At 68.4% G+C, this 14,829-nt stretch carries 15 protein-coding genes; 10 read left to right on the top strand and 5 right to left on the bottom strand.

Features of this window, described 5'->3' with window-relative positions; translation table 11 throughout:
* Window positions 1–143 precede the first annotated feature (143 nt).
* Window positions 144–1,511: a helix-turn-helix domain-containing protein gene (locus tag ACO6VK_RS13510; RefSeq protein ID WP_422507922.1), complete on the bottom strand. Its 1,368-nt coding sequence runs from the start codon at window positions 1,509–1,511 to the stop codon at window positions 144–146.
* A gap of 111 nt (window positions 1,512–1,622) precedes the next feature.
* Here ACO6VK_RS13510 and ACO6VK_RS13505 point away from each other — a divergent pair, with 111 nt between their 5' ends.
* Genes ACO6VK_RS13505 through mmsB form a run of 5 tightly spaced genes read left to right on the top strand, consistent with a single transcriptional unit; the run spans window position 1,623 to window position 7,167 of the window.
* Window positions 1,623–3,128 (top strand): CoA-acylating methylmalonate-semialdehyde dehydrogenase, encoded by a 1,506-nt coding sequence (locus ACO6VK_RS13505; RefSeq protein ID WP_422507914.1) that lies wholly within the window; start codon window positions 1,623–1,625, stop codon window positions 3,126–3,128.
* 19 nt (window positions 3,129–3,147) lie between these two features.
* Complete coding sequence (locus ACO6VK_RS13500) at window positions 3,148–4,314, top strand: acyl-CoA dehydrogenase family protein (protein ID WP_422507912.1); 1,167 nt, start codon at window positions 3,148–3,150, stop codon at window positions 4,312–4,314.
* Window positions 4,311–5,108, top strand: a complete 798-nt coding sequence (locus tag ACO6VK_RS13495) for an enoyl-CoA hydratase (RefSeq protein WP_422507910.1) — start codon at window positions 4,311–4,313, stop codon at window positions 5,106–5,108. Before ACO6VK_RS13500 ends, ACO6VK_RS13495 begins: the two co-directional genes overlap by 4 nt.
* Entirely contained in the window at window positions 5,105–6,280 is a 1,176-nt protein-coding gene (locus ACO6VK_RS13490; protein ID WP_422507908.1) for an enoyl-CoA hydratase/isomerase family protein, read from the top strand. The genes ACO6VK_RS13495 and ACO6VK_RS13490 overlap by 4 nt, the downstream gene beginning before the upstream one ends.
* A complete protein-coding gene (gene mmsB / locus ACO6VK_RS13485; RefSeq protein ID WP_422507906.1) occupies window positions 6,277–7,167 on the top strand; it encodes a 3-hydroxyisobutyrate dehydrogenase in 891 nt (296 codons plus the stop codon). Before ACO6VK_RS13490 ends, mmsB begins: the two co-directional genes overlap by 4 nt.
* Window positions 7,168–7,408: 241 nt before the next feature.
* Here mmsB and ACO6VK_RS13480 read toward each other — a convergent pair whose 3' ends face one another.
* The gene (locus ACO6VK_RS13480; RefSeq protein WP_422507904.1) at window positions 7,409–7,834 is read right to left on the bottom strand and encodes an organic hydroperoxide resistance protein; all 426 of its coding nucleotides are present in this window, start codon (window positions 7,832–7,834) and stop codon (window positions 7,409–7,411) included.
* 111 nt (window positions 7,835–7,945) lie between these two features.
* Between ACO6VK_RS13480 and ACO6VK_RS13475 the strand changes: the two genes are divergently transcribed.
* Window positions 7,946–8,785: a cupin domain-containing protein gene (locus tag ACO6VK_RS13475; protein ID WP_422507902.1), complete on the top strand. Its 840-nt coding sequence runs from the start codon at window positions 7,946–7,948 to the stop codon at window positions 8,783–8,785.
* 4 nt (window positions 8,786–8,789) lie between these two features.
* On the opposite strand, the gene ACO6VK_RS13470 is transcribed toward ACO6VK_RS13475, so the two are convergent.
* Window positions 8,790–9,746, bottom strand: a complete 957-nt coding sequence (locus tag ACO6VK_RS13470; protein ID WP_422507900.1) for a cation diffusion facilitator family transporter — start codon at window positions 9,744–9,746, stop codon at window positions 8,790–8,792.
* Between the two features lie 167 nt (window positions 9,747–9,913).
* On the opposite strand from ACO6VK_RS13470, the gene dusA reads away from it, so the two are divergent.
* The 4 genes from dusA to ACO6VK_RS13450 all read left to right on the top strand — a co-directional run bounded on the left by dusA (window position 9,914) and on the right by ACO6VK_RS13450 (window position 13,733).
* Complete coding sequence (dusA, locus tag ACO6VK_RS13465; RefSeq protein WP_422507898.1) at window positions 9,914–10,945, top strand: tRNA dihydrouridine(20/20a) synthase DusA; 1,032 nt, start codon at window positions 9,914–9,916, stop codon at window positions 10,943–10,945.
* A 210-nt stretch (window positions 10,946–11,155) separates the two neighbouring features.
* A complete protein-coding gene (locus ACO6VK_RS13460) occupies window positions 11,156–11,527 on the top strand; it encodes a hypothetical protein (RefSeq protein ID WP_422507920.1) in 372 nt (123 codons plus the stop codon).
* A 74-nt stretch (window positions 11,528–11,601) separates the two neighbouring features.
* On the top strand, window positions 11,602–12,285 hold the full coding sequence (locus ACO6VK_RS13455; RefSeq protein ID WP_017355070.1) for a response regulator transcription factor: 684 nt from the start codon (window positions 11,602–11,604) through the stop codon (window positions 12,283–12,285).
* A gap of 23 nt (window positions 12,286–12,308) precedes the next feature.
* On the top strand, window positions 12,309–13,733 hold the full coding sequence (locus ACO6VK_RS13450; protein ID WP_422507918.1) for a sensor histidine kinase: 1,425 nt from the start codon (window positions 12,309–12,311) through the stop codon (window positions 13,731–13,733).
* A 15-nt stretch (window positions 13,734–13,748) separates the two neighbouring features.
* Here ACO6VK_RS13450 and ACO6VK_RS13445 read toward each other — a convergent pair whose 3' ends face one another.
* Together ACO6VK_RS13445 and ACO6VK_RS13440 are read right to left on the bottom strand one after the other, a co-directional pair.
* Window positions 13,749–14,531 carry a zinc-dependent peptidase gene (locus ACO6VK_RS13445; RefSeq protein ID WP_422507896.1) on the bottom strand — a complete coding sequence of 261 codons (783 nt, stop codon included), beginning with the start codon at window positions 14,529–14,531 and terminating at the stop codon, window positions 13,749–13,751.
* The gene (locus tag ACO6VK_RS13440) at window positions 14,498–14,773 is read right to left on the bottom strand and encodes a hypothetical protein (RefSeq protein WP_422507894.1); all 276 of its coding nucleotides are present in this window, start codon (window positions 14,771–14,773) and stop codon (window positions 14,498–14,500) included. Before ACO6VK_RS13440 ends, ACO6VK_RS13445 begins: the two co-directional genes overlap by 34 nt.
* Window positions 14,774–14,829 lie beyond the last annotated feature (56 nt).

The raw sequence follows: 14,829 nt of genomic DNA, 5'->3' as shown, positions 1-14,829 counted from the left end.
CCTCGCCATGTCAGGATCATGCGGAGCCGGCCAGCGGCCGGCACTACAGGGCCAAAGCATCATGCGGAGCCGGCCAGCGGCCGGCACTACCGGGCCAGGGATCGTCCGGCACGACCGCCGGCTCAGGCGTCGCACCTCCCGCCTCAGCGCCCCGGCAACTGCGCGAACGCGCGCTGCATGCAGTCCTCGCGCGGGCAGACCCGGCAGCCGGGGCCGATCGACACCGAATTGCCCGGGCTCTGGATGTCCAGCCCGCGCGAGTAGATCAACCGCTCGGCATGCTGCAGGTCGCAGCCCAACGCCACGGCGAACGTCTTGCGCGGCTGCCCGTGCCCGACCGGGCCGCTGCTCACCTGGCGCGCCAGCCAGAAGTGTCGGCGGCCATCGGGCATGCGCGCGGTCTGGGTGAGCACGCGGCCGGGCTGGTTGAAGGCCTCGTAGACGATCCACAGCGGGCACGAGCCGCCCACCTGCGAGAAGTGGAAGTCGGTGGCGGAATGCCGTTTGGAGACATTGCCTGCGCGGTCCACGCGGATGAAGAAGAACGGCAGCCCGGGCGCACTGCGCCGCGCCAGCGTGCTCAGGCGGTGGCAGACCGCTTCGAAGCCCACTCCGAAGCGGTGGGCCAGTGCATCGATGTCGTAGGCACTGAGTTCGGCCGCGCGCAGGAACTGCGCATACGGCATCACCAGCGCACCGGCGAAGTAGTTGGACATGCCGATCCGCGCCTGCGCGATCTGCTCCGGCTCGCGGAAGCCCGCACGCGCGATCACCGCATCGATCTGCGCCGCGTATCCCAGCAGGGCCAGTTCGGCCGCCATCTGGAACGCCTGCTGGCCCGGCTCCAGGTAGTCGGGCAACCACAACGTGCGGCTGCCGCCGTCATACACGCGCTTCTCGCGCCCCGCCTGCAGCGGCGCCACTTCCACCAGCACCCCGTGGCGGTCGGCCAGCAGCTGGCGCAGGCGCGGCGCCACGTGGCCCGCAACCAGCCCCCATTCGCCGAACAGCTGCTCGGCCAGGTCGTCCAGTTCGGGAATGTGGTTGTGCATGCGGTTGAAGAAGTCCCGCACCTGGTCGCCGGCGGGCAGCGCCTGGCCGGCATGCACGTCGCCCAGCTGGAACTCCAGCGCGGCGGCATGCTCGCGCAGCACCAGGTGGCGCCGGTGCAGGTCGAGCAGGGCGCGGCTGATCTGCGGCAGGTTGCCGGCCATCGCACGCAGCTCGGTGCTGCTCACATCGTCCAGGCCGAGGTCGCGCAGGGTTTCGCCGAGGGCGTCCTGCAGCGCGCCGGGCTCATCGACGTCGAACAGCTCGCTGACATCGCCGAGTACCGCCCGCAGCTTCTGCTGCACGGCCGGGGTCAGCGGTCGCTTGTTGCGCTCGATCTGGTTCAGGTAGCTGGCCGAGAGCCCCAGCGCCCGGGCCAGGTCGATCTGGCTGTAGCCGCGCTGTTCGCGCAGCTTCAGCAGGCGCAGGCCGATCTGGCGTTGGGGAGGCTGGCTATTCACAGAATTCACAAAAATCGTAGCGGGCATTGGCCAGATTAAGCGCATACAGCCCGGAAATCGAGGTTGGCCCTGTGAATAATGCCAACAACTTATCGACCCCCGGGATTGTCCATGACTGTTGCAGCGCCCCGCATCCGTATGTTGATCGATGGCCAGTTCATCGAATCGGCCAGCCCGCACTGGCAGAACGTGGTCAATCCGGCCACCCAGGACGTCCTGGCCCAGGTGCCGTTCGCGACCCCCGGTGAAGTGGACGCCGCCGTCGCCTCCGCCAAGGAAGCCTTCAAGACCTGGCGCAAGACCCCGATCGGCACCCGTGCGCGCATCTTCCTGAAGTACCAGCAGCTGATCCGCGAGAACATGAGCGAGCTGGCCCACATCCTGTCCGCCGAGCAGGGCAAGACCGTGCCGGACGCCGAAGGCGATGTGTTCCGCGGCCTGGAAGTGGTGGAGCACGCGGCGGCGATCGGCAACCTGCAGCTCGGCGAGCTGGCCAACAACGTCGCCAACGGCGTGGACACCTACACCCTGCTGCAGCCGCTCGGCGTGTGCGCCGGCATCACCCCGTTCAACTTCCCGGCGATGATCCCGCTGTGGATGTTCCCGATGGCCATCGCCACCGGCAACACCTTCATCCTCAAGCCGTCCGAACAGGACCCGATGGTCACCATGCGCCTGGTCGAACTGGCGCTGGAAGCGGGCATTCCCAAGGGCGTGCTCAACGTCGTGCACGGCGGCGAAGACGTGGTCAACGCGATCTGCGACCACCCGGACATCAAGGCGGTGTCGTTCGTCGGCTCCACCCGTGTCGGCACCCACGTGTACAACCGGGCCTCGCTGGCCGGCAAGCGCGTGCAGTGCATGATGGGCGCCAAGAACCACGCCGTGGTGCTGCCGGACGCCAACAAGGAGCAGAGCCTCAACGCGATGGTCGGCGCCGCCTTCGGTGCTGCGGGCCAGCGTTGCATGGCCGCGTCCACCCTGGTGCTGGTCGGTGAAGCGCGCGAGTGGGTGCCGGACCTGGTGGCCAAGGCAAAGACGCTGAAGGTCAGCGCCGGCAGCGTGGCCGGCACCGATGTCGGCCCGGTCATCTCCTGCGCCGCCCGCGAGCGCGTGGAAAGCCTGATCGCCTCGGGCGTGGAGCAGGGCGCCAAGCTGGTGCTGGATGGCCGCAACCCGCAGGTGGACGGCTTCGAGAAGGGCAACTTCGTCGGCCCGACCATCTTCGATGGCGTCACCCCGGGCATGCGCATCTACGACGAGGAAATCTTCGGGCCGGTGCTGGTGATCCTCGAAGCGGACACGCTGGAAGACGCCATCGACCTGATCAACGCCAATCCGAACGGCAACGGCACCGCGCTGTTCACCCAGTCCGGCGCCGCCGCACGCAAGTTCCAGGAAGACATCGACGTCGGCCAGGTCGGCATCAACGTGCCGATTCCGGTGCCGGTGCCGCTGTTCTCCTTCACCGGTTCGCGCGCCTCCAAACTCGGCGACCTGGGCCCGTACGGCAAGCAGGTGGTCATGTTCTACACCCAGACCAAGACCATCACCTCGCGCTGGTTCGATGACGAGACGCTCGGCCACGGCGTCAACACCACGATCAGCCTGAAATAAGAAACAACGGAGTTCGACCATGAGCCACTCGATGACGACGGAACTCGACGAAGCGCAGCAGGCCTATAGAGAGGCTGCGCGTGACTTCGCCCAGGCCGAACTGGCGCCGCACGCCGCGCGATGGGATGCGGAGGGCATCTTTCCGCGCGAGGCGATCGCCAAGGCAGGGGAACTCGGGTTCTGTGGCCTGTACATGGACCCCGAGGTCGGCGGCAGCGGCTTGAGCCGTCTGGACGCCGCCGTCGTCATCGAGGAGCTCGCCAACGTGGACCCGTCCACCGCGGCCTATATCAGCATCCACAACATGGCCTCGTGGATGGTCTCCACCTGGGGCACCGACACGCTGCGTGCGGCCTGGGGCACCGATCTGTCCTCGGGCACCAAGCTGGCGTCGTACTGCCTGACCGAGCCGGGTGCCGGGTCGGATGCGGCGTCGCTGAAGACCAGTGCCGTGCGTGAAGGCGAGTACTACGTGCTGAACGGTTCAAAGGCCTTCATTTCCGGTGCCGGCGCGACCGAACTGCTGGTGGTGATGGCGCGGACCGGCGGTGCCGGTGCGGGCGGGATCAGCGCGATTGCGGTGCCGGCCGACCTGCCGGGCATCAGCTACGGCCGCAAGGAAGAGAAGATGGGCTGGAACAGCCAGCCCACCCGCGGCATCACCTTCGAGAACGTCCGCGTGCCGGTCAGCCACCTTCTGGGAGAGGAAGGTGGCGGCTTCAAGCTGGCGATGAAGGGCCTGGACGGCGGCCGCATCAACATCGCCGCCTGTTCGCTGGGTGCCGCGCAGGGCGCGCTGGATGCCGCGCGCCGCTACATGGGCGAGCGCCGGCAGTTCGGCAAGGCGCTGGCCGACTTCCAGGCGCTGCAGTTCAAGCTGGCCGACATGGCCACCCAGCTGGTGGCCGCGCGGCAGATGGTGCACACCGCCGCCCGCAAGCTCGACGCCGGTGCCAGCGATGCCAACGTGTGGTGCGCGATGGCCAAGCGCTTCGCCACCGATGCCGGCTTCAACGTCTGCAACGACGCGCTGCAGATCCACGGCGGTTACGGCTACATCCGCGAATACCCGATCGAACGGCTGCTGCGCGATTGCCGCGTGCACCAGATCCTGGAGGGCACCAACGAGATCATGCGTGTGATCGTGGCCCGCCACCTGCTCAACACCGAAGAGGAACTGCGATGATGGATTGGCGCACGCACGAACACACCGGCCTGAAGGTCCAGGCCGATGGCCACGTCGCGGTGGTGACGCTGGACAACCCGCCGGCCCATACCTGGACCGTGCACAGCCTGTCCGCCCTGCGCGACCTGGTCGGTGCGCTCAATGCCGACAAGGGCATCTACGCACTGGTGATCACCGGTGGTGGCGAGAAGTTCTTCTCCGCCGGTGCCGATCTCAAGCAGTTCGCCTCCGGCGACAAGGGCGCCGCGCGCGAGGCGGCACGCCGCTTCGGCGAAGCCTTCGAAGCGCTGTCCGGTTTCCGTGGCGTCTCCATCGCGGCCATCAACGGCTATGCGATGGGCGGTGGCCTGGAATGCGCGCTGGCCTGCGACCTGCGCATCATCGAAGCGCATGCCCAGGTGGCGCTGCCGGAGGCCACCGTCGGCCTGCTGCCGTGCGCCGGCGGCACCCAGAACCTGCCGCGCCTGGTGGGCGAAGGCTGGGCCAAGCGGATGATCCTGCTCGGCGAACGCATCGATGCCGACACTGCCGTGCGCATCGGCCTGGCCGAAGAGAAGGTCGCCAAGGGCGAAGGCCTCGCACTGGCACTGGAATGGGCGCACAAGGCCGGCAAGCAGAGCCCGACCAGCATTGCCGCCTGCAAGACGCTGGTGCAGGCCACCCGCACCGGCACCCATGCCGCCGCCCTGGTGGCCGAACGCGAAGCCTTCGTCGACCTGTTCGACAGCGCCGACCAGGTCGAGGGCGTCAGCGCCTTCCTGGAGAAGCGCAGCGCGCAGTGGAAGAACGCATGAGCACCGTCGCCGCCAGCGATGACGCACCGGTGCTGTTCGAGGAACGCACCGCCGCCAACGGCATGCGCATCGGCATCGCCACGCTCAACGCCGCGCGCACGCTCAACGGCTTCTCGCTGCCGATGGCGCACCTGCTGGGCGAGCGTCTGCAGGCCTGGGCCGACGATGACGGCATCGCCCTGGTGGTGCTGCAGGGCGCGGGCGAGAAGGCTTTCTGCGCCGGCGGCGACCTGCACAGCCTGTACCGCAGCATGGTGGAGTACCGCCAGGCCGGCCGCAGCGACATCCGCGACAACACGTATGCCGCCGAATTCTTCGACGTCGAGTACCGCGTCGACTACGCCATCCACACCTATTCCAAGCCGATCCTGTGCTGGGGCCACGGCATCGTGATGGGCGGTGGCATCGGCCTGATGTCCGGTGCCAGCCACCGTGTGGTCAGCGAGCGCTCGAAACTGGCGTTCCCGGAAATCACCGTTGGCCTGTTCCCCGACGTGGGCGGCAGCTGGCTGCTGCCGCGCGTGCCCGGCAACGGCGGCCTGTTCCTGGCCCTCACCGGCGCGCCGCTCAATGCCGGCGATGCGATCTATGCCGGCCTGGCCGACATCCACGTGCCGGAAGCGCAGCGCGAGACGGTGTTTGCCGCACTGGCCGACGTGCACTGGAGCGCGGATGCCAAGCGCAACCACGAGCAGCTCGGCACCCTGTTGCAGCAGCATGCCAGCGACGCGGCCACCGGCCCGCTGCTGCGCCATGCCGCCGCCCTCGACGCGCTGTGCGCGGGCGACGATCTGGCCACCATCGTGGATGCCATCATCGCGCTGGACACCGACGATGCCTGGTTGCAGACCGCCCAGGCCACACTCGCCGCCGGGGCACCCGGTTCGGCGCGGCTGGCCTTCGAACTGCAGCGCCGCACCGCCGGCGCGTCGCTGGCCGACGTCTACCGCCTGGAGTACATCGCCGCGCTGCACAGTGCCGCCCACGGCGACTTCGCCGAAGGCATCCGCGCGCTGCTGATCGACAAGGACCGCACCCCGCACTGGCAGCCGGCCACCCTGGCCGAGGCCACCGCGGCGTGGGCCCACACCTTCTTCGTTTCGCCCTGGTCCGACGCCGCGCACCCGCTGGCCGACCTCGGTGCCACCGTCCCTGAAAGGAGCCTCGCATGAGCCGTATTGCATTCATTGGGCTGGGCAACATGGGTGGCCCGATGGCCGCCAACCTGGCCAAGGCTGGCCACGCCGTGCGCGTGTTCGACCTGGTGCCCGCCGCCGTGCAGGCCGCTGTCGATGCCGGTGCCACCGCCGCGCATTCCGCGCTGGACACCCTGACCGACGCCGAGATCGTGATCTCGATGCTGCCGGCCAGCCGTCACGTCGAAGGCGTGTACCTGGGCGACGATGGCCTGCTGGCCGACATCCCCGGCGGCGCGCTGCTGATCGACTGCAGCACCATTGCCCCGGCCACCGCACGCAAGGTTGCCGAAGCGGCCGCCGCACGCGGCCTGCAGATGCTCGATGCGCCGGTGTCCGGCGGCACCGCCGGTGCGCAGGCCGGCACCCTGACCTTCATCGTCGGTGGCGAAGCCGAGGCGCTCGAGCGCGCCCGCCCGATCCTGCAGGCAATGGGCAAGAACATCTTCCATGTGGGCGCCAGTGGCGCCGGCCAGGTCGCCAAGCTGTGCAACAACATGGCGCTGGGCGTGATCATGGCCGTCACCGGCGAATCCATCGCACTGGGCGTGGCCCACGGCCTGGACCCGAAGGTGCTCTCGCAGATGATGGCGGTCAGCACCGGCCGCAGCTGGGCCACCGAAGTGTGCAACCCGTGGCCGGGCGTGCTGGACAATGCGCCGGCCTCGCGCGGCTACAGCGGCGGCTTCGGCAGCGACTTGATGCTCAAGGACATGGGCCTGGCCGTGGAAGCGGCGATGAGCGTCGGCGCCTCGATTCCGCTCGGCGAACTGGCCCGCAACCTGTACTCGATGAACCACCAGGCCGGTCGCGGCAAGCTGGATTTCAGCAGCGTCGTGCAGCTGATCGCCAACGAAAAGTAACAGCACCACCGGTGGCCATCCACCGCCCCGGTAGCCCCGGTAGTGCCGGCCGCTGGCCGGCAACAACAGCATCCGGTCGTACCGGCCGCTGGCCGGCACAACCAGCATCAGACGCATCCCCGGGCAGCGCCCTGGGGATCCACCGCGGTGGGATGGGCGGTTGCCAAGCTATCGAGCCAGGCAGCCGCCCATTTTTTTTGCCGCTGCAGTGGGTACCAACCGTGGGTCGGCACCCCTCTGCTCAGGCAACCGTCAGCGTCACATCGATGTTGCCGCGGGTGGCGTTGGAGTACGGGCACACGATGTGCGCCTTCTGCACCAGTTCCTCCACCTGCTCGCGCGGCAGGCCCGGCACCGAGATCTCCAGCGCGACTTCAATGCCGAAGCCGGTCGGAATCTGGCCGATGCCCACCTTGCCGGTGATGGCGGTCTCTGCCGGCAGCGCAACCTTGGCCTGGCCGGCCACGTACTTCAGCGCGCCCAGGAAGCAGGCCGAGTAGCCGGCGGCGAACAGCTGTTCCGGGTTGGTGCCCGGACCGCCCGCGCCGCCCAGCTCGCGCGGGGTGGAGAGCTGCACGTCCAGCACGTTGTCGGACGAGGTGGCGTGGCCTTCGCGGCCGCCGGTAGCGGTGGCGGTGGCGGTGTACAGAACGGTATCGATGGACATGGGAGTCTCCTGTGGCGTCAAGGGATGGAGCGGGTAGGTGAGACGTACTGTGCGCCACTGGGCTGTACGTGTGGCAGCATTTAGTCCAGCAAACTTGATCTGGAGTCCAAAATGGTCGATCGCCTGCAATCCCTGCTCGGTCGCTTCGCGGTCACCGCCGAGGTCTTCCATGCCGGTGCGCTGTGCGGCATCAACCACCTGCCCGCCGATGGCGAGCGCGGCCAGCTGCACCTCATCCGTGACGGTACGGTACGGGTGGAACATGACGATGGCAGCGTGCTGCAGATCGACCAGCCCAGCGTGCTGCTGTACCCGCGCCCGCTGGCCCACCGATTCATCACCGATGCGCGGCGCGGTGCCGAGTTCGCCTGCGCCCACCTGCAGTTCGAAGGCGCCGGCAACAATCCGGTCGCGGCCGCGCTGCCGCCGGTGATCTGCCTGCCGCTGGATGCGCTGCACGGCGGGCATCCGGTGCTGTCGCTGCTGTTCGAGGAAGCCTTCGCCCAGCGCTGCGGCCGCCAGGCGCTGCTCGACCGCCTGTTCGACGTGGTGCTGATCCAGATCCTGCGCGCGCTGATGGAAAGCGGCCAGCTGCGCGTCGGCCTGCTCGCCGGCATGGCCCACCCGCGCCTGCGCCATGCGCTGGTGGCCATGCACGAAGCGCCGGCCGACGAGTGGACGCTGGAATCGCTGGCCCAGCGTGCCGGCATGTCGCGCAGCGCCTTCGCCGACAGCTTCCGCGACACCATCGGCAGCACGCCGGGCCAGTACCTGCAGGGCTGGCGCACGCGGCTGGTGCAGCAGGCGCTGCGCAGGGGGCAACCGCTCAAGCGCATCGCCATCGATGTGGGGTACGGCAGCGAAGCGGCGCTGTCGCGCGCGTTCAAGGCGCAGACCGGGCAGTCGCCGCGGCAGTGGAAGCTGGCGGGCGCGGCAGCACGCGCGCCCTGACCCTTCAGATCGCCCACTCCCGGTCGGTGGTGAACATGATCGTCAGCCAACGGTCGGGCGATTCCTCGCCCAGCGCCTCGCCGATCTCATCGCGCAGGCGGTCCCACTCCAGCAGGGCGCGCGGCGGATCGTCAGCGCGCACCACGAAGAACAGTTCGATCTGCTCGCCACGCCCGACCTTGGCCACGTAGCTGCGGTACTCGAGGAAGCCGTGCCTGGCGACGATGGCGCGCGCCACCTCGTCCACGTGCGCCTGCAGGTCCACCGGCGTGATCAGCAGGATGTCCGACAGCGCCTGCCGCACCGTGCCGAGCGGGGCGACCATGACGAACAGGCACACCACCAGCAGGATCGCCGGATCGATGTAGGGCACCAGCCATGCCCAGCGCGTATCGCCCAGCAGCCAGCCGCCGATGAAGGCGACCAGATAGGCGGCCGACATGCTGGCCGACACCACCCAGTTCTTGCCGTCCAGCGCGATGAACTCCGAGCCGATGCTGCGGTTGGCGCGGCGCACGAACAGGGCCAGCCCGATCTCGGCAATGATCGACAGCACCGCGAACAGGATCGCCGGGACCAGCGCGATCGCGCGCCCCCCCGACATCAACGCGTCCACTGCGTTGACCGCCGCGTACAGCGCCGCGCCGATCATCAGCGTGCCGCTGACGCCGAGGACGATCGGCTCCAGGTGCCAGAACCCCATCGTGAAACGCTGGTTGAGGCGTGACTGCAGCGTATCGACGTTGGTCGACAGGCTGATCAGCCGCACCACCAGCAGCGACAGCCAGGTCATCACCACGTCGATCAGCCCGTAAATGCCGTCGAAGATGATCAGCGAGGAGTTGGCCAGGAACCCGAACACCACCGCCGCGGCGGCCATCGCCAGCGATGCGGCGATGGACAGGCGCAGCACGCCTTGTTCGGTGGCAGGGTCGAAGCCGGACAGGAGGGGGCTGCGCATTGCAGGCCTTGCAGAAAGACAGGGCGCAATTGTGCGCTGTTCCGATTGCAGCCGTGAATCGCGATGGCCGCCACCGCCGCCAAGGACAGCGCCCGCGGGTGCCCTCGGGCAGCGTTCATGGCAAGCGGGTAAACTGTTGATTGCGCTGGCATTGCCAGCAGATGCCGATGCCTGCCCGCCCCATGACCCAGCCTGCCTCCGACGCCGCGGCGCGTTACACCGCCTCCCTGCGCCTGTCCGTCGCCCCGATGATGGACTGGACGGACCGTCATTGCCGGTATTTCCACCGGTTGCTGGCCCCGGGCGCGCGGCTGTACACCGAGATGGTGCACGCCAATGCGGTGATCCACGGCGACCGCGAGCGCCTGCTGGGCTTCGATGGCAGCGAGCATCCGCTGGCCCTGCAGCTCGGCGGCAGCGATCCGGCCCTGCTCGCACAGGCCGCGCGGATCGCCCAGGACTGGGGCTATGACGAGGTCAACCTCAACTGTGGCTGCCCGTCCGACCGGGTCCAGGCCGGGCGCTTCGGTGCCTGCCTGATGCGCGAACCGACCCTGGTGGCGGAGTGCGTGGCGGCGATGGTCGCGGCGGTCGACATCCCGGTCACGGTGAAGTGCCGGCTCGGCGTCGATGAAGACAACGACTACGAAATCTTCCGCAACTTCGTCGATCAGTCGGTCAACGCGGGCAGTGCGATGTTCATCGTGCACGCCCGCAACGCCTGGCTGAAGGGCCTGTCGCCGAAGGAAAACCGCGAAGTGCCGCCGCTGCGTTACGACTGGGCGCACCGCCTGAAGGTCGAGCGCCCGCAGCTGGCCATCGTCCTCAACGGCGGTCTGGCCACGGTCGAGGCCGCACAGGCGCAGCTGCCCGCGCTGGACGGGGTGATGCTGGGCCGCGCGGCCTACCACGACCCCTACGTGCTGCACCGGCTGGAGGCCGCGCAGACCGGCGCGCCGCTGCAGTCCCGCGAGGCCCTGCTGCGCGCCATGCGGCCGTACATCGAGGCGCGGTTGGCCGATGGTCTGGCGCTCAAGCACATCACCCGCCACCTGCTCGGCCTGTTCCACGGCCAGCCGGGCGGCCGCGCGTTCCGCCAGATCCTCAGCGAGGGCGCCCACCGCGCAGGCGCCGACTGGAGCCTGATCGAGCAGGCGCTGGCCGTGACCCGGGCGCAGGCGGAGCGCGTCGCAGCGTGAGCTGCGCCGCAGTCCTGGCTTGACAAGGCGCACGCTTTGTCGCCAATGTTCACCTAGATGAACGAACTGGCGGCCCCGCCGGAAAAGTTCAGACCGGATTCACCGCGTAAAACCAAGAATTTGCAAAAGATTCGTAAATCGCCGGCACGCCGGGCGGTTCCGGATTTACAACTTTTGAACGTTTTGCCGCCGTCCGCTAGGATCAGACCGATGTACTCCGTGACCCGCCATCGCCGTCTTGCCGTCCTCGCCCTCCTGGCGATGGGTGCTGCTGCCTCCACCGGCACGGTCCTGGCGCAGGACATCCCGCCGCCGGAGGCCGCCCGTGGCGACATGGCGCGGGCCGCGCGTGGCGGGGCGCAGGAGCGCTCGCTGTCCGATGCGGTGCGTCGGGTGCAGCGCACCACCGGGGGCCACATCCTCGGCGCCGAGCGCGTTCCGTTCGACGGGCGCGACATCAACCGGGTCAAGTACATGGACGACCGCGGGCGGGTCCGCTACATGGACGATCCGGCGCCGGCGCGTTCACAGCCCCGCACGCCGCGCTCGGATATGTCATCACTACGCGGCGATAACCCCTGAACAGGGATAGTTGTCCGCAGTCATCTGCATTACCCACTGGCCCCCGGCCATACCCAGGACACTAGGGAGAGTTCATGCGTATCCTTCTGGTCGAAGACGAAGCCCCGCTGCGGGAAACCCTGGCAGCCCGGCTCAAGCGCGAAGGCTTTGCCGTCGATGCTGCGCAGGACGGTGAGGAAGGTCTGTACATGGGCCGCGAAGTGCCGTTCGATGTCGGCATCATCGATCTGGGCCTGCCCAAGATGTCGGGCATGGAACTGATCAAGGCGCTGCGCGACGAGGGCAAGAAATTCCCCGTGCTCATCCTGACCGCGCGCTCGAGCTGGCAGGACAAGGTCGAGGGCCTCAAGCAGGGCGCCGACGATTACCTGGTCAAGCCGTTCCATGTCGAAGAGCTGCTGGCCCGCGTCAACGCGCTGCTGCGCCGCGCCGCTGGCTGGAGCAAGCCCACGCTCGAATGCGGCCCGGTCGCGCTTGATCTGGCCGCGCAGACGGTCAGCGTCGGCGGCAGCAACGTGGACCTCACCAGCTACGAGTACAAGGTGCTCGAATACCTGATGATGCATGCCGGTGAACTGGTCTCCAAGGCCGACCTCACCGAGCACATCTACCAGCAGGATTTCGATCGCGACTCGAACGTGCTGGAAGTGTTCATCGGCCGCCTGCGCAAGAAGCTCGATGCCGACGGTGAGCTCAAGCCGATCGAAACCGTGCGTGGCCGCGGGTATCGTTTCGCGATTCCGCGCAACGAGGGCTGAGTCGACACTCTGGCGATTGCATGATGTCCGGCCGTCTGTGGTTCTTCAAACGCTGGCGGCCGCGCTCACTGCAGGCGCGCCAGATGCTGGCGGCGTCCGTGGGCCTGGTCGCCTTCCTGGCGACCGCCGGCTACTCGCTGGATGCGGCCTTCGCCGACACCGCGCGCGCCAACCTGCGCGAACGGTTGAAAAACTACGCCACCGCGTACGCGGCCGGCATTGATTTCACCCGCGACCGCTCGCTGTACATCCGCGAGCAGCCGCCGGATCCCCGCTTCGACGTGCCCGGCAGCGGCCTGTACCTGCAGGTGGTCATGCCCGACGGCAAAGGCAATTCGATGTCGGCCGAAGGGCCGATGCTGCCCACCGTGGGCGGCGGCCTGCTGGCACCGCGCCAGGAAGTGTTCGAGGGCCCGTTGCCGATGATCCAGATCGACGGCAGCGAAGGCTCGGTGTACCGCTATGGCATGGGCCTGGTGTGGGATGCCGACGCCGACCCGGCCACCGAATTCCCCTACACCATCTACGTGATGGAAGACTCGCGTGCGCTCGGTGCGCAGCTGCGCGTGTTCCGCGGGCGGGTGTGGTTCTACCTCGGTGGCGCGGGCTTGATCCTGCTGCTGCTGCAGACCGTGATTCTGCAGTGGAGCCTGCGCCCGATGCGGCGCGTGATCACCGAGCTGACCAAGGTGCAGCGCGGCGAGACCGAACGCATGAGCGAGCGCCACCCGCGCGAGCTGGAGCCGCTGACCGACAGCATCAATGCCTTCATCGAGAGCGAGCGCGAGAACCTGGAGCGCCAGCGCAACACCCTGGCCGACCTCGCGCACAGCCTGAAAACGCCGCTGGCGGTGCTGCGCACGCAGCTGGACAGCGGTGCCCAGGACCAGGACCTGCGCGAGGAGTTCGACGTCCAGCTGCGACGCATGAACAACCTGGTGTCCTACCAGCTGGCACGTGCGGCCTCGTCGGGCCACAAGCTGTTCTCCGCGCCGTTGCCGATCGAGTCCAACGCCGAGGAAATCGTGCGTGGGCTGGAGAAGGTCTACGCCGCCAAGGGCGTGCTGTGCGAGTTCGACATCGATGCGGCCGCGCGTTTCCACGGCGAACCCGGCGACCTGCAGGAGCTGCTCGGCAACCTGCTGGAGAATGCATTCAAGTGGGCCAAGCGGCGCGTGCTGCTCAGCGCCCACCCGCTGCCGGCGCCGGGTGCCCGTCGCGCCGGCCTGGTGCTGTCGGTGGACGACGACGGCCCGGGTATTGCCCCGGAGGACATCGCCAAGGTGCTCCAGCGCGGCGTGCGCGGCGATGAGCGCGTGCAGGGACACGGTATCGGTCTGTCGATCGTGCAGGACCTGATCAAGGACTATCGCGGCGAACTGCAGGTCATGCGGTCGCCGGAACTGGGTGGCGCACGGTTCGAAGTGAAGCTGCCGCCCGGCCCCTGAGGCGGCGGTACGCAGTCACATCGCCGGCGGCGCACCGTAGAAGCGCCGCAGATGCGCGGCCACCGCCGGCATGTCCTTTTCAAGCAGCGCCGGTGCGGAGAAGTGGTACTCGGTGGCCACCGCGAAGAACTCTTCGGGCGCCTCCGACGCATAGGGGTCGATCGCCGTATGCCGGCCCCGGTCCACCTGCTCGCAGAAGCCGTCGTAGGCACGCTGGAAGTCGGCGGCCCACTGTTTCTGCCACTCGCGCGGCAGCGGCGGCGTGCCGTCGATCGCGCCATCCAGCGCATCGATCTTGTGCGCCATTTCATGCACCGCCACGCAGTAGCCGGCGTGCGGGTCGGCGATATCGGCCTGGATGTCGGCCCACGACAGGATCAGCGGACCGCTGTCCCAGGATTCGCCGATCAGTTCGTCATCCCATTCGTGCAGTACGCCGGCCGCATCGACATGGCTGCGCTGCACGCGGAACGCGTCCGGGTACACGATCAGCTGCGACCACCCGCGCAACCCGACCTCGCCCAGTTCCAGCAGCGGCAGGCAGCACAGCGCGGCCAGCAGCACGCCGTCGCCTTCATCCAGCTGCAGGCCGGCGACCGGGCTGATGGTCTTCTCGTGCAGAAAGCGCGCGCTGAGCATGCGCAGGCGCTCGCGGCGTGCCGGGTCCAGCCCGCGCAGCCACGGGCCGCGATGGCAGCTCTGCTGCCACAGGGACGCATCGATCTCGCGCGGCGTGCGCCGCAGCCAACCCCACATACGTTCGATCAGCGGAACATGCCCGGCAGGAAGCTGTGCCACTTCGGTGCGCGCAGGCGCGGCAGCACGTCGTCATCGCCACCCCCACCGGTGCTGCCGGTGCCACTGGCGCTGGGCTTGACCGCCGCCGGTGCGCTGCTGGTGGTCGGCGTGGACGGCGGGGCGCGTTCGGCATCGCTGGCGGAATAGACGCAGCCACCCCGCACCTGGCCGGCGATCGCTTCGGAAGCGTGCGCGGCCAAGGGGGCCATCAGCAGGATCAGGCAATGGGCGAACGGGCGCATCGTCAATATCCAGAACGGGGGAACAGGTCAGTTCCCGATTCTAGCCCGATTCAGCG

Origin of the sequence: Stenotrophomonas sp. GZD-301 (assembly GCF_049310345.1) — a bacterium.
Lineage (GTDB): Bacteria > Pseudomonadota > Gammaproteobacteria > Xanthomonadales > Xanthomonadaceae > Stenotrophomonas.
The sequence above is the reverse complement of the archived record's forward strand: the minus strand, read 5'-3'. Positions and strand labels throughout refer to the sequence as shown.